At 59.9% G+C, this 23,319-nt stretch carries 21 protein-coding genes; 18 read left to right on the plus strand and 3 right to left on the minus strand.

From position 1 onward, the window contains the following. Positions 1-8: 8 nt before the first annotated feature. From AC1DCP_RS21100 to AC1DCP_RS21150, 11 genes are all read left to right on the plus strand, one after another. On the plus strand, positions 9-1,076 hold the full coding sequence (locus AC1DCP_RS21100) for an ABC transporter permease (protein ID WP_003518099.1): 1,068 nt from the start codon (positions 9-11) through the stop codon (positions 1,074-1,076). Continuing rightward, the gene (gene nikC, locus AC1DCP_RS21105) at positions 1,073-2,005 is read left to right on the plus strand and encodes a nickel transporter permease (RefSeq protein WP_476774608.1); all 933 of its coding nucleotides are present in this window, start codon (positions 1,073-1,075) and stop codon (positions 2,003-2,005) included. Before AC1DCP_RS21100 ends, nikC begins: the two co-directional genes overlap by 4 nt. After that, a complete protein-coding gene (locus tag AC1DCP_RS21110) occupies positions 2,002-2,838 on the plus strand; it encodes an ABC transporter ATP-binding protein (RefSeq protein WP_003518096.1) in 837 nt (278 codons plus the stop codon). Before nikC ends, AC1DCP_RS21110 begins: the two co-directional genes overlap by 4 nt. Further along, positions 2,835-3,584 (plus strand): ABC transporter ATP-binding protein, encoded by a 750-nt coding sequence (locus AC1DCP_RS21115; protein ID WP_003518095.1) that lies wholly within the window; start codon positions 2,835-2,837, stop codon positions 3,582-3,584. The genes AC1DCP_RS21110 and AC1DCP_RS21115 overlap by 4 nt, the downstream gene beginning before the upstream one ends. Positions 3,585-3,651: 67 nt before the next feature. Then, positions 3,652-4,554, plus strand: a complete 903-nt coding sequence (locus AC1DCP_RS21120) for a LysR family transcriptional regulator (RefSeq protein ID WP_025595068.1) — start codon at positions 3,652-3,654, stop codon at positions 4,552-4,554. A 186-nt stretch (positions 4,555-4,740) separates the two neighbouring features. Beyond that, the gene (locus tag AC1DCP_RS21125) at positions 4,741-6,276 is read left to right on the plus strand and encodes an ABC transporter substrate-binding protein (protein WP_003518093.1); all 1,536 of its coding nucleotides are present in this window, start codon (positions 4,741-4,743) and stop codon (positions 6,274-6,276) included. Positions 6,277-6,505: 229 nt separating this feature from the next. Further along, positions 6,506-7,456, plus strand: a complete 951-nt coding sequence (locus AC1DCP_RS21130) for an ABC transporter permease (RefSeq protein ID WP_003518092.1) — start codon at positions 6,506-6,508, stop codon at positions 7,454-7,456. Beyond that, positions 7,453-8,274 carry an ABC transporter permease gene (locus tag AC1DCP_RS21135; protein WP_013762300.1) on the plus strand — a complete coding sequence of 274 codons (822 nt, stop codon included), beginning with the start codon at positions 7,453-7,455 and terminating at the stop codon, positions 8,272-8,274. The genes AC1DCP_RS21130 and AC1DCP_RS21135 overlap by 4 nt, the downstream gene beginning before the upstream one ends. 53 nt (positions 8,275-8,327) lie before the next feature. Then, positions 8,328-9,725 carry an amidase gene (locus AC1DCP_RS21140; protein WP_476774609.1) on the plus strand — a complete coding sequence of 466 codons (1,398 nt, stop codon included), beginning with the start codon at positions 8,328-8,330 and terminating at the stop codon, positions 9,723-9,725. A gap of 95 nt (positions 9,726-9,820) precedes the next feature. Further along, positions 9,821-10,387, plus strand: coding sequence for a DJ-1/PfpI family protein (locus tag AC1DCP_RS21145; protein WP_003518089.1), 567 nt, complete (start codon positions 9,821-9,823; stop codon positions 10,385-10,387). 71 nt (positions 10,388-10,458) lie between these two features. Further along, on the plus strand, positions 10,459-10,809 hold the full coding sequence (locus AC1DCP_RS21150; protein WP_476774610.1) for a ribbon-helix-helix domain-containing protein: 351 nt from the start codon (positions 10,459-10,461) through the stop codon (positions 10,807-10,809). Positions 10,810-10,845: 36 nt separating this feature from the next. Here the strand turns inward: AC1DCP_RS21150 and AC1DCP_RS21155 are convergent, their stop codons facing one another. The 3 genes from AC1DCP_RS21155 to AC1DCP_RS21165 form a co-directional block, all read right to left on the minus strand. Then, on the minus strand, positions 10,846-11,766 hold the full coding sequence (locus AC1DCP_RS21155) for an ABC transporter permease (protein ID WP_013762302.1): 921 nt from the start codon (positions 11,764-11,766) through the stop codon (positions 10,846-10,848). After that, positions 11,759-12,769 (minus strand): ABC transporter permease, encoded by a 1,011-nt coding sequence (locus AC1DCP_RS21160; protein WP_025595064.1) that lies wholly within the window; start codon positions 12,767-12,769, stop codon positions 11,759-11,761. Before AC1DCP_RS21160 ends, AC1DCP_RS21155 begins: the two co-directional genes overlap by 8 nt. Positions 12,770-12,845: 76 nt before the next feature. Then, positions 12,846-14,555, minus strand: coding sequence for a peptide ABC transporter substrate-binding protein (locus AC1DCP_RS21165; protein WP_025595063.1), 1,710 nt, complete (start codon positions 14,553-14,555; stop codon positions 12,846-12,848). A 305-nt stretch (positions 14,556-14,860) separates the two neighbouring features. On the opposite strand from AC1DCP_RS21165, the gene AC1DCP_RS21170 reads away from it, so the two are divergent. The 7 genes from AC1DCP_RS21170 to AC1DCP_RS21200 form a co-directional block, all read left to right on the plus strand. Continuing rightward, positions 14,861-16,024, plus strand: coding sequence for a M20 aminoacylase family protein (locus AC1DCP_RS21170; protein WP_025595062.1), 1,164 nt, complete (start codon positions 14,861-14,863; stop codon positions 16,022-16,024). 48 nt (positions 16,025-16,072) lie between these two features. Next, positions 16,073-17,923, plus strand: coding sequence for an ABC transporter ATP-binding protein (locus AC1DCP_RS21175; RefSeq protein ID WP_476774611.1), 1,851 nt, complete (start codon positions 16,073-16,075; stop codon positions 17,921-17,923). 261 nt (positions 17,924-18,184) lie between these two features. Beyond that, positions 18,185-19,138 carry a sugar-binding transcriptional regulator gene (locus tag AC1DCP_RS21180; RefSeq protein WP_003518080.1) on the plus strand — a complete coding sequence of 318 codons (954 nt, stop codon included), beginning with the start codon at positions 18,185-18,187 and terminating at the stop codon, positions 19,136-19,138. Between the two features lie 143 nt (positions 19,139-19,281). Continuing rightward, a complete protein-coding gene (locus AC1DCP_RS21185) occupies positions 19,282-20,595 on the plus strand; it encodes an ABC transporter substrate-binding protein (RefSeq protein ID WP_013762306.1) in 1,314 nt (437 codons plus the stop codon). Positions 20,596-20,767: 172 nt separating this feature from the next. After that, entirely contained in the window at positions 20,768-21,640 is an 873-nt protein-coding gene (locus AC1DCP_RS21190) for a carbohydrate ABC transporter permease (protein WP_013761441.1), read from the plus strand. Positions 21,641-21,652: 12 nt separating this feature from the next. Beyond that, positions 21,653-22,477, plus strand: coding sequence for a carbohydrate ABC transporter permease (locus AC1DCP_RS21195; RefSeq protein WP_476774612.1), 825 nt, complete (start codon positions 21,653-21,655; stop codon positions 22,475-22,477). A gap of 12 nt (positions 22,478-22,489) precedes the next feature. Further along, a partial coding sequence (locus AC1DCP_RS21200; protein ID WP_019566493.1) for an ABC transporter ATP-binding protein occupies positions 22,490-23,319 on the plus strand: 830 nt, incomplete at its 3' end.

Consider the following 23,319-nt stretch of genomic DNA (forward strand, 5'->3'; position numbering starts at 1 on the left):
TCGGTCTCTTGAGCATCGTTGAAGCAAACAGCCGGGCGAGGCAGGGCAAACGCCGTGCCAACGCCCGCGCGAAGGCCATTCTCGGCTTCGCCGTCACCGTCATCACCACCTTTCTGGGGCTGATGGCGGTCACATTTTTCATTGGCCGCGTTGTGCCGATCGATCCCGCACTGGCGATCGTCGGCGACCGCGCTCCTGCGCATGTGGTCGAGCGCGTGCGTGAGCAGCTCGGCCTCAACCTGCCGCTCTGGCAGCAGTTCTTCATCTATCTGAAGCAGGCGCTGTCGGGTGATTTCGGCATCTCAGTCCTCACCACCAACCCGGTGATGGAGGATATCAAGCGGGTTTTCCCGGCGACCATAGAGCTTGCCACGCTCGGCACCATCATCGGCGCCGTTTTTGGCATTCCGCTCGGCGTGCTTGCCGCGGTCAAGCGCGGCAGCTTTGCCGACCAGGTCGTGCGCGTCATTGGCCTTATCGGCTATTCCGTGCCGATTTTCTGGCTTGGCCTCCTGGCGCTGCTGGTGTTTTACGCCCGGTTGCAATGGGTCGCCTATCCCGGCCGGATGGATATCGTCTACGAATTCACCTTTACGCCGGTCACGGGTTTCTTCCTGATCGACGCGATCTGGCAACGGCAATGGGACGTATTGTGGGATCTGTTCCGCCACATCATCTTGCCCGCCTCTCTGCTCGGCTATTTTTCGCTGGCCTATATCAGCCGCATGACGCGTTCGTTCATGCTGAATGAGCTCGCCCAGGAATATATCGTTGCGGCGCGCGCCAAGGGGCTTTCGGAAACGCGCATCATCTGGTTTCACGCTCTGCGCAACGCCGCCGTGCCGCTGGTGACCGTGATTGCGCTATCTTACGCCGGTCTGCTGGAAGGTTCGGTGCTGACCGAAACCATCTTCGCGTGGCCGGGGCTCGGCCTCTACATCACCAATTCCCTGCAGAATGCGGATATGAATGCCGTTCTTGGCGGCACGATCGTGATCGGCGCCATCTTCGTCGGCATCAATCTCTTCTCCGATCTGCTTTACCGGACGCTCGACCCAAGGACGCGCAGCCGATGACGATTTCGACCGATACACTCAAACCCTACAGCCGCGAATGGCTGCTCTCCGACCGTCCTGCCTCGCGCAGGCAGGCACGGCTTGGCCGTGCCTATGTCATCTGGCGGCGCTTTTCGGAAAACCGGCTGGCGCTGCTTGGCCTCGGCATTATCATTGCGCTGCTGCTTGTCGCACTGTTTGCCAATGTGCTTGCACCACACGATCCGGTGCAGGGCGATCTGCGCAATGCTCGGCTTCTGCCTCCGGGGACAGAAGGTTACCTGCTCGGCACTGACGATCAGGGGCGTGATATTCTCTCGCGCCTCATCCACGGTTCGCGGCTGACCCTGTTCGTCGTGCTTCTGGTGGCCATCATCGCCGCACCCATCGGACTCATCGTCGGCACCGTCTCGGGTTATGCCGGCGGCTGGGTGGATGCCGTTCTGATGCGCATCACCGATATTTTTCTGGCCTTTCCGAAGCTGGTTCTGGCGCTTGCGCTGGTGGCCGCACTTGGACCGGGCATTGAAAACGCGGTGCTCGCCATCGCGGTCACCTCATGGCCGCCCTATGCGCGCATCGCGCGCGCCGAAACCATGACCTTCCGCAATTCCGATTTCATCGCGGCGGTCAAGCTCATGGGCGCGTCGCCGTTTCGCATCGTCCTGAAACACGTCATGCCGCTTTGCATGTCGTCGCTCATCGTGCGTGTCACGCTCGATATGGCGGGCATCATCCTCACAGCAGCCGGTCTCGGCTTCCTTGGCCTCGGTGCACAGCCGCCGCTGCCGGAATGGGGCGCGATGATTGCTTCCGGACGCCGTTTCATTCTCGACCAATGGTGGGTTGCCGCCATGCCGGGCATTGCGATCCTGATCGTCAGCCTCGGTTTCAACCTTCTGGGCGATGGCCTGCGCGATGCGCTGGACCCCAAGGAGGCGAACCATTGAGCGCGCCGCTTCTGACCGTCGAGAATCTACGCGTTTCCTTCCCCACCCGCACCGGGCTGGTGGAGGCGGTGCGTGGCGTCTCGTTCACGCTGGGACGCGAACGCCTAGGCATCGTCGGAGAGTCCGGCTCCGGCAAATCGCAGACCGGCCGCGCCATCATGGGGCTGACCCCGAAAAGCGCTCGCATCGAGGCCGATGTGTTGCGCTTCGGCGATGTCGATCTTCTCGGTGCTTCGGCAAAGGAGCGGCGGCTCATGCGCGGCAAGCGCCTGGCCATGATCCTGCAGGATCCGAAATATTCGTTGAACCCGGTCATGCCCATCGGCCGCCAGATCATGGAAACGCTGCGTACCCATGAAAGCATCGGTTCCGGCGAGGCGCGCCAACGCACGCTCGCCATGCTGGAGGCCGTGCAGATCCGCGATCCCGAGCGCGTGTTCGATCTTTACCCGCACGAGGTTTCCGGCGGAATGGGCCAACGCGTCATGATTGCCATGATGCTGGTCTGCGGCCCGGAACTTCTGATCGCCGATGAGCCGACTTCCGCGCTCGACGTGACGGTGCAGCTCGAAGTGCTCGATATTCTCGACAAGCTGGTTCGCGACCGCGGCATGGGGCTGATTTTCGTCAGCCACGATCTGCGGCTGGTGTCATCTTTCTGCGACCGCGTTCTGGTCATGTATGCGGGCAAGGTCGTTGAGGAGCTGTCTTCTGCCAATCTTAAAGAGGCGAAGCATCCCTATACGCAGGGTCTTTTGAACTGCCTGCCGGAAATTGGCGGCCACCGGCATCCGCTGCCGGTTCTGGAACGCAAGGCGGAGTGGCGCGCATGAGCACGGTTCTTTCTATCAAAGACATGGTGGTCGATTTCGACGGATATATCGCGCTCGACAGTGTCAGCATCGATGTGGCCGAGGGTGAGTCCTTCGGTATCGTCGGCGAGTCCGGTTCCGGCAAGTCGACGCTGCTTCGGGCAATTGCCGGCCTCAACCATTTCGATGAAGGCTCGTTGATGGTGGCTGGTCGCTCCTATTCGAGCAAGCACCGCGACAAGAGCTTTTATAGCGATGTGCAGATGGTGTTTCAGGACCCTTACGGTTCCCTGCACCCCCGCCAGACAGTGGATGCGCTGCTGCTGGAACCACTCGTCATCCATGGTCTCGACAATCGCGAGCATCGAATCGCGCGCGCGCTTGATGAGGTGGGTCTCGGCACCGGTTTCCGCTTCCGCTATTCGCACCAGCTTTCGGGCGGTCAGCGGCAGCGTATCGCCATTGCCCGCGCGCTGATCGTCGAGCCGAAGATACTGCTACTGGATGAGCCGACCTCGGCGCTCGACGCGTCCATCCAGGCGGAAATCCTCAATCTGCTGGAACAGGCCCGCAAGGACCGCAACCTCACCTTCGTTATGGTCAGCCACGATCTCGGCGTCATCAGCCACATGTGCGATCGCCTTGCGGTGATGAAAAGCGGCAAGGTGGTGGAAATGCTGGAGGCGGAAGCGCTGGAAAGCCGCGAGTTTACTGCGGATTATACCAGGCAGCTGCTGGTGGCGAGCGAGGGCTTCAAGCGCGCTTGAGCTGCCGCTATAGTCGGGTCAAGCCCGGCATGACGGACAGTGTCGGCCAAAACAGGGTATCCCGACCATGCAATTGCGCGCATTGATGTATTTCGACGAACTTGTCCGCACCAATTCCATGCGCGCCGCTGCCGAAAATCTGAATGTCGCGCCGACGGCAGTCAGCCGCCAGATCGAGAACCTCGAATATTATTTTGGCTCGCCTTTGGTGGAGCGTTCCAGCCGGGGCGTGAAGCTGACGGCGGCGGGGGAATTGCTGGCTGCCCGCGCCGGCAAGACGCTGCGCGAACTCGACCATGTGCACCAGCTGATCGATGACCTGAAGGGGCTTCAGCGCGGCCGGGTCACCGTTTATGCCAATGGCGCGACGGTGGCGAACCTTCTGGCGCCGGTGCTGGCGCAGTTCAGCCTCAAATATCCGCAGTTGCGCTTCGAGGTGCACATCACCAGCGCGCGCCAGGCGATGGAAGCACTGGGTGCAGCCGAAGCGGATCTGGTCGTCAGCCTTTTTGCGCCCAAGGTCTCCGGCGTGAAAGTGCGCTCGCGCACCCGTATCAGTTACGATGCTATTTTTCCGACCGGCCATGCGCTTGCCGCGCAGGCGGAAGTCTCGCTGAAGGAACTGGCCGGCCTGCCGCTTGCCCTGCCGGACAAGAGTTTCGCGGCGCGTCAGGCCTTCGATACACTGTTTGCCGATGCCGGTATCGAGCTTGATCCCGTCTTTATCACCAGTTCGCTGGAAATGCTGAAGGAACTGGTTCTGGGCCATGCCGCGGCCACGCTGTTGCCGGCCTTGTCGGTGGCGCGTGAAATCCGCAGCGGCCAGATGGTTGCTGTTCCGCTTTCCGGCAAGAAGGGCATCCACACCCAGATCGATCTCTGCGTGGCGCCCGACCGGCAACTATCCTTCGCCGCCTCCAAGCTTGCCGATTTCATCGAGCGTTTCATGCGCGAGGCGACAGCGGGGTAGGGGAATTCGCCAGCCTGGAGAATTGTCCATCCCGGTTGATTTCCATCCGTATTTCCGTGTAGCCATTTCAGCTACACGGAGCACACAAAAATCACGATTGTGTGTGCGCCTGCAACATGACACTCTTTTTGCAACGGGTGGTCTTCGAAAGGCAAAAATGCCTCGGCCGCCAGACAGGGGACAATGATGCCACGCACTTATTTTTCGCAGCCGCTGAAAGTTACGCGGCGCGCCGCGCTTGCGCTTGCACTGGGGACGGCGCTCTGGATGCCGCTTTCTATGACGGACGCCGCGGCCGCGCCGAAGACCGCCTTGACGCTGGGCATGACAGTGGAGCCGACGGGTCTCGACCCGACAATTGCGGCACCCGTCGCCATCGGTCAGGTCAGCTGGCAGAACATATTCGAAGGTCTCGTCACCATCGACCATGACGGCAAGGTGAAACCGCAGCTTGCCGAAAGCTGGGAAATTTCAGCCGATGGCAAGACCTATACGTTCAAGCTGCGCCAGGGGGTTACCTTCCACGACGGCGAGGCCTTCGATTCCTCCGTTGCGAAATTTTCGCTCGACCGGGCACGCGGTGAAACGTCGGTAAACCCACAAAAACGCTTCTTCACCGCCATCGAGAGCATAGAAACGCCGGATGCCGCGACGCTGGTACTGAAGCTGAAGCAGCCGGCGGGCAGCCTGATCTACTGGCTCGGCTGGCCGGCCTCCGTCATGGTTGCGCCGAAGAGCGCTGACAATAACCGTACCACGCCTATCGGCACCGGCCCGTTCAAGTTCGCAAACTGGGCCAAGGGCGACAAGGTGGAATTGGAGAAGAACGCGGCCTATTGGGACAAGGCGGTGGCGGTGAAGCTTGAAAAGGCCACCTTCCGCTTCGTTTCCGATCCGCAGGCGCAGGCAGCGGCACTGAAATCCGGCGATATCGATGCCTTCCCGGAATTCGGCGCGCCGGAACTGATGACGTCCTTCGACGGCGATGCGCGTCTCGGTACCTTCGTCGGGAATACGGAACTCAAGGTCGTGGCTGGCATGAACAATGCCCGCAAACCCTTCAACGACAAGCGCGTGCGCCAGGCGCTGATGATGGCGGTGGACCGCGGCACGGTGATTGAAGGCGCATGGTCGGGTTACGGCACGGCCATCGGCAGCCACTACACGCCGAACGATCGCGGTTACATCGATACGACCGGTGTTCATTCTTACGATATAGACAAGGCAAAGGCGCTTCTTGCCGAAGCGGGTTACCCCGACGGTTTCAGCTTCACGATCAAGGCCCCGCAAATGGCCTATGCCCAGCGGACCTCGCAAATCCTCCAGGCGATGCTGGCCGAAATCGGTGTCACCATGACCATCGAGACCACGGAATTTCCGGCAAAATGGGTGGCGGATGTTTTGAAGGGCGCGGATTACGACATGACCATCGTCGCCCACGCTGAGCCGATGGATATCGATATCTACTCCCGTGATCCCTATTATTTCAACTATAAGAACCCTGCCTTCAACGAGGTCATCGCCAATGTCGAAAAGACGGCGGATGCGGCCGAGCAGGAAAAGCTTTACGGCGAAGCCCAGAAAATCCTCGCCGAAGATGTGCCGGCGCTGTTCTTGTTCGTGATGCCGAAACTCGGCGTCTGGGACAAGAAGTTGAAGGGGTTGTGGGAAAACGAACCCATTCCCTCCAATGTGCTGACGGATGTGCATTGGGAAGAGTGACGTTTGTCGTGAACGGCGAGGCGCATTCCTACCCACCACCTCATTCCTGTGCCTGTCACAGAAATCCAGCCAGCCCAAGTCGTTGGGCTGAAAGGAAACTTTCCGCCGCGCAGGCACGCTTCGGCTGGATCCCTGTGACAAGCACAGGGATGAGGGAAGAGTGTGCGGGGATGACAATAAATCCATCCGCCACATCCCGAAACGAAACAACGCAAGGAAAGAATTCCAGATGTTAGCCGTTCTCGTCCGGCGCCTTGCAAGCCTCATCGTCACGCTGTTTGCGGTGTCGCTCATCATCTACATCATCATGGGGCTGTTGCCGGGTGATCCGGCGGCCATCATGCTCGGTACGTCGGCGAGCCCGGATACGCTTCTCGCGCTGCAAAAGCAGATGGGTCTCGATCAGCCCTTGCCATTGCGTTACATCCACTGGCTTGCAGGCGTATTCCGGGGTGATCTCGGACAATCCTATACCTACGGCGTGCCGGTAGCGGGGCTTATTGTCGAGCGGCTTGCCGTCACCCTGCCGCTTGCGCTGCTCGCGGTCTGCCTATCGGTCGCCATCGCCATTCCGCTCGGCGTCGCGGCAGCGAGAAGCCGAAACGGGCCGGTGGATTTCGCAGCCGGGCTGTTTTCCCATGTCGGCATTGCCGTTCCCGGTTTCTGGGTCGGGCTGCTGCTCATCATCGTCTTTTCCACCACGCTCGGCTGGATGCCATCTGGCGGTTTTCCCGGTTGGCGTCCGAGTTTCTCTGCCGGATTTATCGCGCTTGTGCTTCCAGCCATTGCGCTTGCGCTGTCGCAGGCAGGCGTCCTCACCCGCGTCTGCCGCTCGGCAGTACTTGAGGTAATGAACGAGGATTTCGTGCGCACCGCCCGCGCCAAGGGGCTGAGCGAGCGGGTAGCGCTGTGGCGACATGCGGTGCCGAACGCCATGATCCCCGTTGTCACCATGATCGGCCTGCAATTCACCTTCCTGATTGCCGGGGCAGTGCTGGTGGAGAATGTCTTCAACCTGCCGGGCCTCGGGCGGCTTGCCTATCAGGCGTTGACCCAGCGGGATATCGTCGTCATGCAGTCTGTCGTACTGTTCTTCTCGGCGCTTGTCATCGTCATGAATTTTCTGGTCGATATCGCCTATCTCTTTATCGATCCAAGACTGCGGGCAGGTGCACGATGATGCGACTGATCCGCCGCCGCCCCGCTTTCGTCCTTGGCATCGCCGTCACTCTCTTTCTTGTCGCGGTTGCCCTGCTTTCGCTGGTCTGGACGCCGGTTTCTCCGACGAAGATACAGATTGCCCAGAAGCTGAAATCGCCCTTTGCCTATGGCGGGCTTGGCACCGACCATTTTGGCCGCGATGTGCTGTCCATGCTGATGGCGGGGGCATGGAATTCGCTCTCCACCTCCATCGCCGCCGTTGCCATCGGCGCGCTCATTGGCACGGCGCTTGGCGTATCGGTCGCGGCACTGCGCGGTTTCACCGAAACCCTGGTGATGCGCGCCTGCGATATCATCTTCGCCGTACCGCCGATTTTGTCGGCCATGATGCTCGGCGCGTTCATCGGTACGGGGCGGTTCACCGCCATCATCGCCATTGCCACCTTCATGGTGCCGGTCTTTGCGCGGCTGACGCTGGGTGCTGCCTTGCAGATATGGTCGCGGGAATATGTCACCGCCGCCACCAGCATCGGCCAGAACCGCGCCAAGATCACGCTGTTTCATATCGTGCCGAATATTTCCAACCAGATCATCGTGCAGGTGACGATCCAGCTCGGCCTTGCCATCCTCACCGAAGCGGGACTCTCATTCCTCGGTCTCGGCATGCCGCCGCCGGCCGCCACCTGGGGGCGGATGCTCGCCGATGCGCAGACCTATCTTGGCGCAGCACCCTGGCTTGCCATCATGCCCGGCCTTGCCATTGCGCTCGCGGTCTTCGGCCTCAATCTGCTTGGCGATGGCCTGCGCGACCTGCTGGACCCACGCGATACCAGCTGACCGCTTCAAGCCGATATCGCCCATATTATCTGTTTTCTGACGAGACGAAGCTTATGACCGATCTCATACACCTCAACACGCTCGAAATCCTGGCGCTTTACGGGCAAAAGAAGCTGTCGCCATCGGAATATTGGAAGGCGGTAGAGGCCCGTATCGACGCATTCGAGCCCACGGTGAACGCGCTTTACGCCTATGATCCCGAGGATGCCCGTAAGCAGGCGCTGGCCTCGACGATGCGCTGGCAAACAGGTGAAACGCTTGGGCCCCTCGATGGGATTCCGGTGTCGCTGAAGGAATTGATCGCCACCAAAGGCCAGCCGGTTCCGCTTGGCACCAAAGCGGTGGAACTGGTGCCGGCTCTGGAAGACGCGCCGGTTGCGGCCCGCTGCCGCGAGGACGGCGCCATCATTTACGCCAAGACCACCTGCCCGGATTACGGCATGTTGTCATCAGGCCTTTCCAGTTTTCACAAGCTCAGCCGCAACCCGTGGGACCCGACACAGAACCCCGGCGGCTCCAGTGCCGGTGCGGCTTCTGCCGGTGCTGCAGGTTACGGCACGCTGCATATCGGTACGGATATTGGCGGCTCGGTGCGGCTACCGGCGGGGTGGACGGGGCTGTTCGGCTTCAAGCCCAGCCAGGGCCGCATACCTGTCGATCCCTATTATACCGGCCGTTGCGCCGGACCGATGACCCGCACCGTCGTTGACGCCGCCTATGCCATGGCCACACTTTCCCGCCCGGACTGGCGTGACGGCACCGCGCTGCCGCCCAACGATATCAACTGGATGGACCTCGATATCGACGTAAAGGGCCTGAGGATCGGCCTGATGCTGGATGCCGGCTGCGGCTTGGCCCTGGACGATGAGGTGCGGGATGCTGTTGTGGCGTCCGCAAAGCTGTTCGAAGATGCAGGTGCCATCGTGGTCCCGGTCGAGCCGGTGCTGTCTCGGGACATGCTGGATGGGCTGGATGATTTCTGGCGGGCGAAATTCTGGGGCGATATGGCGGCGCTGAGTGACGAACGACGCGCGGCGATCCTTCCCTATATTCACGAATGGGCGCAGAAGGGCGCTGGTGTTTCCGGCGCGCGGGCCGTTTTCGGTTTCAACCAGACCATGGAAATGCGCAAAGCCTGCGGGCGGTTGATGCAGTCGGTTGATGTGGTGATTTCACCCGTCAATCCCATCGTCTCCTATCCGGCCGACTGGGCCTCGCCCACCAACGATCCCGACCGACCCTTCGAACATATCGCCTTCACCGTCCCTTGGAACATGTCGGAACAGCCGGCATCCTCGATCAATTGCGGCTTGTCGAAATCCGGGATGCCCATCGGCTTGCAGATCGTCGGCCCGCGTTACGCGGATCTGCTCGTTCTCAAGCTTTCCAAGGCCTTCGAGGATTGGGGCGGCGGTGTTCGGCGCTGGCCGGAGCCGCCCGAAGCGCGCTGATCCCGTCTTTATCGGCCCTGTAGTATAGCCATAATACCCGCTTCTCCACCCCTCCTGTTACGGTGCCCCGGGCATTCAAAATGGGAGGAGCAAGCATGCCGAAGAAGATTTTGATGATCACCGGCGATTTCGCCGAGGACTACGAGACCATGGTGCCGTTCCAGACGCTGCTTGCGGTTGGTCACACGGTGCATGCCGTCTGCCCCGGCAAGAAGGCTGGCCAGACGATCGCGACCGCGATCCATGATTTCGAGGGCGACCAGACCTATTCAGAAAAACGCGGTCATAATTTCGCGCTCAACGCAACTTTTGCCGATATCAAGGTCGCGGATTACGACGCGCTGGTCATTCCGGGTGGTCGCGCGCCGGAATATCTGCGGCTGAATGCGGATGTGCTTGCCGCCGTGAAGCATTTCTTCGAGGCTGACAAGCCGGTCGCGGCCGTCTGCCACGGTGCCCAATTGCTGGCGGCTGCGGGTGTCCTCAAGGGCCGCACCTGCTCGGCCTATCCGGCCTGCCGCCCCGAGGTGGAACTGGCGGGCGGCACCTATGCCGATATCGCCATCGACGCGGCGGTTACCGACGGCAAGCTGGTGACGGCGCCCGCATGGCCGGCGCATCCGGCATGGCTTTCGCAATTCATGGCGGTGCTCGGCAGATAAGGCCGGCGGAATGGGGCTTTTACCGGTCCCGTTTCCCGTCTATCTTCTGCAGCTTGCTGAGGGAGGACATCATGTGCAAGCTTTTCATCAAGGCAGACCCGACGCTTTGGGAAAGCCATACCCGGTCTTTGCGGATCGATGGCATGGTCACCAGCGTCAGACTTGAAAACTTCTTCTGGACGACTCTGGACGAGATTTCACGCCGCGATCGCATGAACAGCGCGCAGCTCATTGCCAAGCTTTACAATGAATCGATCGATGCCGGGCATGATCTCGGCAACTTCACCTCGTTTTTACGAGTCTGCTGCGGGCGTTATCTGGCCTTGCAGCTTTCCGGCGATATTCCGGCGCGCAGCGACATTCCGATTGCTGCGCTGGATGCAGACAGCATTCTCGACGCGGAAAAGATGAATTATCACTGAGATAAAGGGAAGGGCGCAGCCACCGCGCCCTTCGCGTCAGCTCTTAAGCGCCCTTGGATCAAGCGCATCGCGCACGGCATCGCCGATATAGTTGACGCTCAGAACCGTCAGCGAGATTGCCAGTCCAGGCCACAGCACGCGCGAGGGCGTCAGCTGCAGGAAGTTGGCGCCATCGAACAACAGCCGTCCCCAGGTCGGAAAGTCTGACGGAAAACCGAGGCCGAGGAAGGACAGCGCCGATTCCGTGATGATGGCCGAGGCGATGCCGAGCGTGGCTGAGACCATGATCGAACTCAACACATTCGGCAGGATATGGCGCAGGATAATGCGGTATTCGCGCATGCCGCTCGATTTCGCCGCCATGATAAACTCCTGGCTTTTGATCGTCAGCACGTCGCCGCGCACGATGCGTGCGGTATGCATCCAACTGGTTACCCCGATCACGAAGACGATGAGGATGAAGATACCGGTTTCCGGCCCGAAAGCGGCACGCAGCGTATCACGGAACAGCATGAGAATGACGAGCAGCAGCGGCAGCAGCGGCAGGGCCAGAAACAGGTCCGTCAGCCGCATAAGCGGCCCGTCAAGTCTTCGGAAATAGCCTGACAGCACCCCCACCAGCGTGCCGAGAAACAGCGCCAGCAGCATGGCGGTGATGCCGACGGCAAGCGAGATGCGCCCGCCCGCCAGCACCTGCGCCAGCATGTCCTTGCCCAGATTGTCGGTGCCGAAGGGATGCGCCAGCGACGGCCACTGGTTGCGTTCCTTCACATTGATGGCATTGGGCGCGACGGTGTGGATATAGGGCCCGACATAGACCGCAAGCAAAATAAAGATGAAAACGAACAGGCCTGCCACGCCGCCCTTGTGGACGCGGAACTGTTTCCAGATATCGGCAAGTGCCGATTGCACAGGCGTGGCGGCAACGGCTGGTGCTGCGAGGGTGGCGTCAGTCATAGCGGATCCTCGGGTCGAGAATGCCGTAAAGCACGTCGGCAATCAGGTTGAAGAGCACGATAAGCACCGCGAAAATGAAGGTCAGCGTCTGCACCAGCGGAATATCCGCGCCCTGAACGGCAGTGATCAGCAATTGGCCAAGCCCGTTCACGCGGAAAATCTGTTCGGTAATGATGGCGCCGGAAAAGATCGTCGGCACGCCGAGTGCGATGACGGTGACGACGGGTATGAGGCTGTTACGCAGGACGTGAACGAGCAGAACGGATTTTTCCTTCACGCCCTTGGCACGCGCGGTGCGTACATAGTCCTGATGCAGATTGTCCAGCATCGAGGCGCGTACGAAACGGCTGATCTGCGAGACGTTGTAAAGGGTCAGCACCAGAACCGGCATGAACATCTGTTTGATCTGTGCCACGAGGCTTCCCCAGTCAGTCACCTGCAGATTGGTGTCGTAGACGGAAGGGAACCATTGCAGATAGGAGCTGAAGATGACGACCAGCAGCACGCCGGTGAAGAAGGTGGGAACCGAATAACCCACCATCGAGACGAAGGTGCCGATCTGATCGAAGATCGAATATTGTTTGTAGGCGGAAATGACGCCGATCGGGATCGCCAGAAGCGCGCCGAAGAGATAGGCAAGGCCGACGACCCAAAGCGTTTGCGGCATGCGCTGGATGACGAGATCGACCACCGGGCTGCGCGTTGCCCAGGACAGCACACGCATGCGGCTACCGTCGCCGATCTGCCAGCCTGTCAGCTTCTCGAACAGGTTCAGCGGTTCATTGATGAAAAATTGCTGCAGCCACATCAGGTAACGGATGAAGAAAGGCTGGTCGAGGCCGAGGGAGGCGCGGATCTGCTCGCGCACTTCGGGCGGAATGGTCAGCGGCAGGTCGCCGGTCGGATCATTTGGCGCCAGATCGAGCAGGGCGAATATGACGAAGCTGATGACGAGCAGCGTCGGTACGGCAAAGGCAAGCCGCCGGAGCGTAAAGGTAAACATCGAAAAGTCTCCAGACCGTCAGGGTCTCGCAAAATGAGCGCGGTCCCCCCGTCAGGGGCGACCGCGCATTTGCGGATTACTTTTTGCGGGACCAGTCCGCGACGTTCCAGAGTTCCGAATCCCAGGCGTTCATGCGAACGCCTTCGAGTGTCAGCGAATGCGAGGAGACGTTGCCACGGTGGATCAGCGGAATATGCGCGCCTTCTTCCGTCAGCATGTCGTTCAGCTGCTTGGCGATTTCTCCACGCTTGGCGAAGTCCGTCGTCTTGGAAAGTACGCCCACCAGCTTGTCGAATTCCGGGTTGCAATAACGCGGAATATTCTGACCCTGCCAGCCGTTTGCGGGGGCGGGGATCTTGTCGCAGAGCCATTCCGCCAGATATTTTTCCGGGTCGGTGCCGTCGAAATTGTTGGTGTACATTTCAACGTCGGCATAAAATTTCTGGAAGGTATCCGGGCTTGCCGGATCGCCGCCGAAGAAGACGGAGGCACTGACATTGCGCAGTTCGGCAGCAACGCCAATCTGCGACCACATGTCCTTCACCAGTTCCTGCGCTGCCTGGCGAACGGAGTTGGTGGAGGTCTGGTAGAGGAAGGACAGTTTCACACCGTTCTTGGCGCGGATGCCATCGGCCCCCTTCACCCAGCCTGCATCGTCGAGCAGCTTGTTTGCACCTTCCAGATCCTGCTTCAGGCACCAGCTGTCGTTTTTCGTCGAAGCAACAGCCGCCGGGGCCGGCACGATGTTGCAGGTCGGCTTGCCCGCCTCGCCATAACCCGTCTCATCGATAATGTCGCGGTCGATGGCGAGCGAGAGTGCACGGCGCACGGCCGGGTCGGAAAGGGCCGGATGCGGACCGCCTTCCTTGGTGGAGCGCTTGTCACCCAGCGCAGGATCGGCATTGTACCAGTTGAGATTGATACGCTCGACCTGCGTGCCGAAGGCGGTTTCCAGCTTACCCTTGCCGGCGGCCACCATGGTCGCCAGAATTTCCGGCTCCACCTGCATGTTCCAGGCGTAGTCGAATTCACCCGTTTCAAGCACGGCACGCGCAGCGGAAGCTGCGTCACCGCCGCCCTTCAGGGTAGCCGTTGCAAAGGCGGGCTTGGCCGGATCACGATAATTGGGGTTGGCGACATAGCTTATGACGTCGTTCGGCTTGAACTCCTTGACCACAAAGGGGCCGGTGCCGATGGGGCCGAAATTGGCGGATGTGCAGCCGGGAGCCGCGGCGCCGACGCAGTTTTCGAACTGCTTTTTCTGGATGACGGGCGATTGCGCGCCGACAAATGCCGAGTAGGGGTAGGGCTTGGGTTCAGTGAAGCTGATCTTGACGGTATGGGCATCGATAGCCTCAACGTTTTTCACACCTTCATATTGCGCCGCCTGCGCGCAGCCGCCGTCGGGTGCGGTGCAATATTTCCACGTGAAGATGACGTCGTCAGCGGTAAGCGGCGTGCCGTCGGACCATTTGACGTCGCTTTTCAGCTTCCACGTCATGCTGAGCAGATCCTTCGCGACGCCGCCATTGTCGACCGTCGGGATCTCGCTCACCAGCATCGGCACCAGCTCGCCCTTTTCGTCGTAGCGGGCCAGAGGCTCAATCACCATGGACGAGCTGTAGATCTCTTTGGTGCCGCCGGAAAGATAAGGGTTGAGTGTCGATACAGCCTGCCAGAAAAGGATTTTCAGTTCGCCGTCACTGCCACGCTCGGCATGGGCGGCAGAGCCTGCCATGGCCAAGGCCGCCACCGTGCTGGCAAAGAGAACGCTGCGCTTCTTCATTGTGATTTTCCCCTTTGAAGATTTTATCTGTTTGAATGTTTGACGCTTTTCCTCAACGTCATTTGCAAGTCTTTTGTTTTAAGTGTTTGATTTTGATAACTAATATTCTTCCGTTCCCAATGATGCTATTGTCAGTTTTTTTGAAATGCAAGCCCCAAACTCTGATTGATGAACAAAATTTGAGCCGATTGGCTTCGGGCCTATTTTTCACTCATTTAGCGAAATTCATACTTGCAAAAGCAGAAATTCCAAACGCAATATGGTTCCCGACAACCCGGCGGGGAACAAAAAAAGGAAAAATGGGAATGCCGATATTGAACCGTGTGGCCGAGATGCAGGAAGAAGTAGCCGGTTGGAGGCGCCACCTGCACGAGACGCCGGAGCTGCTCTACGACGTCTTCGAAACCTCGAAATTCGTGACGGAGAAACTCAAATCCTTCGGATGCGATATCGTCGAAACCGGCATTGGCAAGACCGGCGTGGTGGGCATCATTAAGGGGCGGCACGGAGACGGCCCGACCATCGGTTTCCGCTCCGACATGGATGCGCTGCCGATCCTCGAAACCAGCGGCAAGCCCTGGGCTTCCAAGGTTCCGGGCAAGGCCCATTCCTGCGGCCATGACGGGCACACGGCCATGCTTTTGGGTGCGGCGCAATATCTGGCCGAGACCCGTAATTTCAAAGGGTCCGTGGCCGTCATCTTCCAGCCGGCTGAAGAGGGTGGCGCAGGGGCACTTGCCATGCTGAACGACGGCATGATGGAGAAATTCGGCATTTCTCAGGTCTATGGCATGCATAACGAGCCGGGCATTCCGGTCGGCAATTTCGCCATCCGCAAGGGTTCGACGATGGCGGCGGCGGATAGTTTCGAGATCGTCATTACCGGTAAGGGCAGCCATGCGGCGGCCCCCCATCTTTCCGTCGATCCGGTGCTGACCTCGGCCTATATCATCATCGCCCTGCAATCCATCGTCTCGCGGGAAACGGACCCGTTGAAATCGCTGGTCGTCACCGTCGCCACTACCCACGGCGGCACAGCGGGCAATGTCATTCCCGGTTCGGTGACGCTGACCGGCACGGTGCGCACCCTGCTGCCGGAAACCCGCGATTTCGCCGAAAAACGGTTGAAGGAAGTGGCGACAGCCACCGCCATGGCGCATGGTGCGACGGCGGAGGTGAGATACGATCGCGGTTATCCCGTTACTTTCAACCACAATGACGAAACCGAATTCGCAACCAGCGTGGCGGCAGGTGTGGCAGGCGCAAACGCCGTCAACACCAATCCCAACCCGCATATGGGCGCGGAAGATTTTTCCTACATGCTGGAAGCACGCCCCGGCGCCTTCATCTTCATCGGTAACGGCGACACGGCCGGGCTGCACAATGCCGCCTATGACTTCAACGACGAGGCCCTGCCTTACGGCATCAGCTACTGGGTCTCGATGGCCGAAACCGCGCTTGCTGCGTAAGACATCCGGCGGCCTTCACGGCCGCCTTTCGCTTTTCAGGAGATCGGCATGCTTTTGGCGGCAACATCCATGGAACAGACCGGCGGTTCGGTAAGCCCGGTACTTTCGGTTCAAAATCTGACCACGTCCTTCCGCGTTGATGGCGGCTGGAAATCGGTCGTCCGCAATATGAGTTTCGACATTGCGCCCCGCGAGACGGTGGCGATCGTTGGCGAAAGCGGCTCGGGCAAAAGCGTGACGTCGCTGTCGATCATGCGGCTTCTCGATAAGAAAACGAGCCGCATCGAGGGTAAGGTCATGCTCGGCGGGCGCGATTTGCTGGCACTTCCGGAAGAGGAGATGCGCAAGATTCGTGGCAAGGACATTTCGATGATCTTCCAGGAGCCGATGACCAGCCTCAATCCGATCTTCCCGATCGGCAAGCAGATCGCCGAAGCGCTGACCGTGCACCAGGATATTTCCTCATCTGCTGCCAAGGCCGAAGTTGTCAGGCTTCTGGAAAAAGTCCGCATTCCCAATGCGAAGAACCGTTTCGACGACTATCCGCACCAGTTTTCCGGCGGCATGCGCCAGCGCGTGATGATTGCCATGGCGCTTGCGTCGAAGCCGAAGCTCCTGATTGCAGACGAGCCGACGACGGCGCTCGACGTGACCATTCAGGGCCAGATTCTCGACCTTATCAAGCAATTGCAGGAAGAGGAGGGCATGTCGGTCCTGTTCATCACCCATGATATGGGCGTGGTGGCGGAAGTGGCTGACCGCACCATCGTCATGTTCCGCGGCGACGTGGTGGAAACCGGCACGACGGACGATATCTTCCATCGCGGGAACCATCCCTATACGCGCGCCCTGCTTTCGGCGGTGCCGAAGCTCGGTTCGATGAAAGAGCGGGTGCTGCCCGCCCGCTTTCCGATCATCGATATCAAGACCGGCGAAAGCCAACCGGTCGAAGAGGTCAGGAACACGGTTTCCGGTGGTCGCACGCCCATTCTTTCGGTCCGGGACCTGACGACCCGCTTCGATATCCGGTCCGGTCTTCTCGGCCGCAAGTCCGGTGCCGTGCATGCGGTGGAGAAGGTCTCCTTCGATCTGGCTGAGGGCGAGACACTATCGCTGGTCGGTGAATCCGGCTGCGGCAAGTCCACCACGGGGCGGTCGATCACCCGGCTGATCGAACCGACCTCCGGTAACGTGACGCTCGACGGTTACGAGGTGATGAAACTCGACAAGACGACGTTGCGCACCATGCGCCGCAGCGTGCAGATGATCTTTCAGGACCCCTTCGCCAGTCTCGATCCGCGCATGAGCATCGGCACGGCGATCATGGAGCCCTTCATCGAACACCGGCTTGGACCGAAGGCGCAGGCGCGTGAAAAGGCGGCGGACCTGATGGAGAAGGTTGGCCTCAGCCCGGATATGATGCGGCGCTTCCCACATGAGTTTTCCGGCGGCCAGCGCCAGCGCATCGCCATTGCCCGTTCGCTGATGCTTGACCCCAAGGTCATCGTTGCCGATGAAGCGGTGTCGGCGCTTGATGTCTCCATCAAGGCGCAGGTCTGTAACCTGCTGCTCGATCTGCAACAGAGCCTCAACCTCGCCTTCCTGTTCATTTCCCACGATATGGCTGTGGTGGAGCGTGTCAGCCATCGTGTCGCGGTGATGTATCTCGGCGAGATCGTCGAAATCGGCCCACGCGCCGCCGTCTTCGATAATCCGCAGCACCCCTATACGAAAAAGCTGATGTCCGCCGTTCCGGTGCCGGATCCGGCCCGGCGCCAGATCAGGCGCAACATGGCAACGGACGAGATCAAAAGCCCGATCCGTCCTGTGAACTATGTTCCGCCGCAACGCCATTACCGCGAGGTTTCGGCAGGGCATCTGGTGCAGGAAGCGGCTTGATATAGAGGAAACTGCGCAGGGATAGGTGCCTCTGTGTTGACGACGTCATCCTCGGTCTTGTGCCGAGGATCTGCCAATGTCTCGTAAATCGGTGCATTGCAGATGCTCGGGACAGGCCCGAGCATGACGGAGGAAATGTTTTGCATCTTCTTTAGAGGTGCCCGGTGCCGCCAAACGCTTCGCTCAGTCGCTGTGCCGTTTGACAGGCGGCCTGAAAAAATGCCAGCAAATGCTCGAGCATAATTCTTAGAGGGCGGCGGCATGGCCAGACGGAACGACGCACATGGACGGCTGGATGATGCGGCGCGTGCTGGCTGGCTTTATTATGTCGCGGGCCGCACGCAGGACGAGATTGCTGCTGCCATGGGCATATCCCGGCAATCGGCGCAGCGGCTGGTATCGCTGGCCGTCGCCGAGCGGTTGATCAAGGTCCGGCTCGATCATCCCATCGCCGCCTGTCTCGAAAAGGCGGAGCGGCTGAAGCAGAAATTCGACCTTAGATATATCGAGGTGGTGCCGAGCGATCCCGCTGGCGTTTCCTCCACGGTCGGCATTGCCGAGGCCGGCGCGGCGGAAATCGAGCGCTGGCTGAAAAATGCCGATCCCATCGTGCTTGCCATCGGCACCGGCCGTACGCTGAAGGCGGCTGTGGACCAACTGCCGCCGATGGAATGTCCGCAGCACCGCATCGTGTCACTGACAGGCAATATCGGGCCGGATGGATCGGCCGCCTATTACAACGTCATCTTCAGTATGGCCGATGCCATCAAGGCGCGGCATTTTCCGATGCCGCTGCCGGTTCTCTGCTCGTCTGCGGAAGAGCGGGAACTGCTGCACGACCAGTCCATGGTGCGCTCCACGCTGGCGCTGGGTGCAGCCGCCAATGTCACCTTCGTCGGCGTCGGCGAACTGGGAGAAAATGCACCGCTCTGCGTTGATGGTTTTCTCGGTGTCGACGAGATGAAGGCCCTGATGGCAAGCGGTGCGATCGGCGAAATCTGCGGCTGGATGTATGATGCCAACGGCCGCATTCTCGACCATTCCGTCAACGAGCGCGTCGCCTCCGTTCCCATTCCATCCAGAGAGACCTGCACGGTCATCGGCATGGCGCAGGGCGCGCGCAAGAATGCCTCGATTCTCGCGGCACTGAGGGGTGGTCTTTTGAACGGCCTCATCACCGACGAAGCGACAAGTGAATATTTGCTCACTCATTGAGCAAAAATTAATTTATTAAAATCAATGACTTGATTTTTCCATGTGCGCCGCAGCACAGGATGTTGCTTGACTTTTTTCGGCTGCGGGTGAGTAAATGCCCCAGAGCAAAGCGAATGCTCATAAATTTCTTCTGGGAGGAAGATATGACATTGAAGACCATTTTGCTGGGCGCATGCTCGGCACTCGCCTTTTCGACCCTTGCTTCCGCCGAAACGCTGACCATCGCCACCGTCAACAACGGCGACATGATCCGCATGCAGGGTCTGACCTCCGACTTCACCACCAAGAACCCCGACATCAAGGTGGAATGGGTCACGCTTGAAGAAAACGTCCTGCGCGAGCGCGTGACGACCGATATCGCCACCAATGGCGGTCAGTACGACATCATGACCATCGGCAACTATGAAGTGCCGATCTGGGCCAAGCAGGGCTGGCTGCTGCCGCTAGAAAAGCTTGGCGACAAATACGACGTGGATGATATTCTGCCGGCGATCCGTGGTGGTCTTTCCAGCGAAGGCAAGCTTTATGCGGCGCCGTTCTACGGCGAATCCGCCATGATCATGTATCGCAAGGACCTGTTTGAAAAAGCCGGCCTGAAGATGCCTGAAAACCCGACCTGGGAATTCATCGGTGACGCTGCCCGCAAGATTACCGATCGCAAGACGGATATCAACGGCATGTGCCTGCGCGGAAAGGCTGGCTGGGGCGAGAACATGGCCTTCATCAGCGCGCTCACCAACTCCTTTGGCGGCCGCTGGTTCGATGAGAACTGGAAGCCGCAGTTCGATCAGCCGGAATGGAAGAGCGCTCTTCAGTTCTACGTCGATCTGATGAAGGATGCCGGTCCGTCGGGTGCTTCCTCCAACGGCTTCAACGAAAACCTGACGCTTTTCCAGCAGGGCAAATGCGGCATGTGGATCGACGCCACGGTGGCTGCTTCCTTCGTTTCAAACCCGAAGGATTCGACCGTTGCCGACAAGGTCGGTTATGCGCTCTTCCCGACGCATGGCGAGCTGAAGAACCATGGCAACTGGTTGTGGTCCTGGAACCTTGCTATCCCGAAGAGCTCGCAGAAGGCGGATGCCGCCGAGAAGTTCATCTCCTGGGCAACAAGCAAGGAATATACCCAACTCGTCGCTGCCAAGGAAGGCTGGGCAAACGTGCCTCCGGGTACCCGCACCTCGCTTTACAAGAATGCTGACTATGAAAAAGCAGCCGCCTTCGCCAAGCCGACGCTTGCTGCGATGGATGCCGCTGACATCACCAAGCCGACCGTAAAGCCCGTGCCTTACACCGGCGGTCAGTTCGTGGCGATCCCTGAATTCCAGGCGCTCGGCACCACGGTCGGTCAGCTGTTCTCGGCGGTCGTTGCCGGCCAGTCCAGTGTCGACGACGCGCTTGCCAGCGCCCAGTCGACAGCGACGCGTGAAATGACCCGCGCCGGTTACATCAAGTAATCCTCCTGAAGATCGCTGTCCGGCGCCAATGCCGGGCAGCGAACCTTGGGGGCGCAAGCCGCGAGCTGCGCGGCGGCCTTTAAGCCTTTCAAATCAAAACTGGAATGAGCCGGTTCTTCCGGATATGCCGGGGGCATTTCGTGATGCCCGAGCCCATGGGGAGGTTAGTGCAATGGCAACACGAAACACGAGCGGTCTGGCGCGGGTTATGCTTGCGCCTTCGGTGCTGCTTTTGCTGGTGTGGATGATCGTGCCCCTGGCGATGACGCTGTGGTTTTCGTTCCAGAACTACAATCTCCTCAACCCTGCCAATGTCAGCTTTGCGGGCCTGTTCAATTACCAGTATTTCTACACCGATCCGGCCTTCTTCCAGTCGATCTTCAACACGCTTGCCATCGTCGGCGGCGTGCTTCTGATCACYGTCATCGGCGGTATTGCGATTGCGCTTCTGCTTGACCAGGACATCTTCGGTCAGGGCATCGTACGCATCATGATCATCTCRCCCTTCTTCGTCATGCCGCCTGTCGCGGCGCTGGTGTGGAAGAACATGATCATGCATCCCGGTTACGGCGTRCTTGCCGATCTGTCGCGCTTCTTCGGCCTGCAGCCGGTCGACTGGTTCGCGCAGTTTCCGCTGCTCTCCATCATCATCATCGTCGCCTGGCAATGGCTGCCCTTTGCMACGCTGATCCTGCTCACMGCCCTSCAGTCGCTCGATGGCGAGCAGAAGGAAGCGGCCGAGATGGATGGCGCCAACTTCATCAACCGCTTCATCTACCTGACGCTGCCGCATCTTGCCCGCGCCATCACCGTCGTCATCCTCATCCAGACGATCTTCCTGCTCGGCGTTTACGCGGAAATMCTCGTCACCACCAATGGCGGCCCCGGCTAYGCCTCGACCAACCTTGCCTTCCTCATCTATCGCACGGCGCTTCTGGGCTACGACGTCGGCGGCGCATCGGCCGGTGGCATCATCGCCGTCGTGCTCGCCAATATCGTCGCCATCTTCCTGATGCGCGCCGTCGGCAAGAACCTCGACCGTTAAGGAGMAGCGATCATGGCCCGCAAGACAACGACACGCGCAAAGATCGGCTTCACCATCGCGGCATGGGCCGTGGCGYTKYTGCTGTTCTTCCCGATCCTTTACGCCTTCCTCACCTCGATCAAGACCGAGCCGGAGGCGATCGCAGGCTTCAGCCTCATTCCCTCGGGCACRCTCGAAAACTACATCACCGTGCAGACCCAGCGCGATTACTTCAAGCCGTTCATGAACTCGGTCGTGCTGTCGCTCGGCTCGACGATCATCGCGCTCATGATCGCCATTCCCGCCGCCTGGGCCATGGCATTCTCGCCGACCAAACGCACCAAGGACATTTTGATGTGGATGCTCTCCACCAAGATGATGCCGGGGGTGGCGGTGCTGGTGCCGATCTACCTGATCTTCCGCAATGCCGGCCTGCTCGATACCCGCATTGGGCTGACCGTCATGCTCACCTTCATCAACCTGCCGATCGTGGTGTGGATGCTTTATACCTACTTCCGCGAAATCCCCGGCGAGATCCTKGAAGCAGCSCGCATGGATGGTGCCTCGCTCTGGAACGAGATCGTRCATGTRCTGACACCAATGGCGGTTCCGGGCATTGCCTCGACGCTGCTCCTGAACGTCATTCTTGCCTGGAACGAATCCTTCTGGACCATCCGGCTGACGACCACCAATGCGGCACCGCTGACGGCCTTCATCGCCTCCTTCTCCTCACCGCAGGGGCTGTTCTGGGCCAAGCTCTCGGCCGCCTCGATGATGGCGATCGCCCCCATTCTCGTCATCGGCTGGTTCTCGCAGAAACAACTCGTGCGTGGCCTCACCTTTGGCGCCGTGAAATAAGGAACGACAATAATGGGCAGCATTTCCCTTCAGAACGTGTCCAAGCTCTTCGGCGAGGCAAAAGTCATCCCGTCGATCGATCTCGAYATCCATGACGGCGAGTTCGTCGTCTTCGTCGGCCCGTCCGGCTGCGGCAAGTCAACGCTGCTACGCCTGATTGCCGGGCTGGAAGACGTCTCCGGCGGCAGAATAGTCATCGACGGCAACGACGCCACCGAAAAGGCCCCGGCCGAGCGCGGCCTTGCCATGGTGTTCCAGTCCTATGCGCTTTATCCGCATATGAGCGTGCGCAACAACATCGCCTTCCCGCTGAAGATGGCCAAGCTCGACAAGGCCGTCATCGACAAGAAGGTCGACGATGCCGCCCGTATCCTYAACCTCACCGATTATCTCGAACGCCGGCCCTCGCAACTGTCCGGCGGCCAGCGCCAGCGYGTCGCCATCGGCCGCGCCATCGTGCGCGAACCGAAGGCGTTCCTGTTTGACGARCCGCTCTCCAACCTCGATGCGGCGCTGCGCGGCACCATGCGGCTGGAAATCTCCGAGCTGCAYAACACGCTGAAGACGACGATGATCTACGTCACCCACGACCAGGTGGAGGCCATGACCATGGCCGACAAGATCGTGGTCCTCAACCGCGGCAATATCGAGCAGGTCGGYTCGCCSATGGAGCTTTACCGCTCGCCCGCCAACCTCTTCGTCGCCGGCTTCATCGGCTCGCCGCGCATGAACCTGGTGACCGGCGACTACGCCCGGCAAAAGGGTGCGACCACCGCCGGCGTGCGGCCCGAGCACCTGACGCTGTCGAAAGAAACCGGCCTGTGGCAGGGCAAGGTCACGGT

The sequence above is a fragment of the Agrobacterium sp. 10T429 genome (assembly GCF_056393925.1).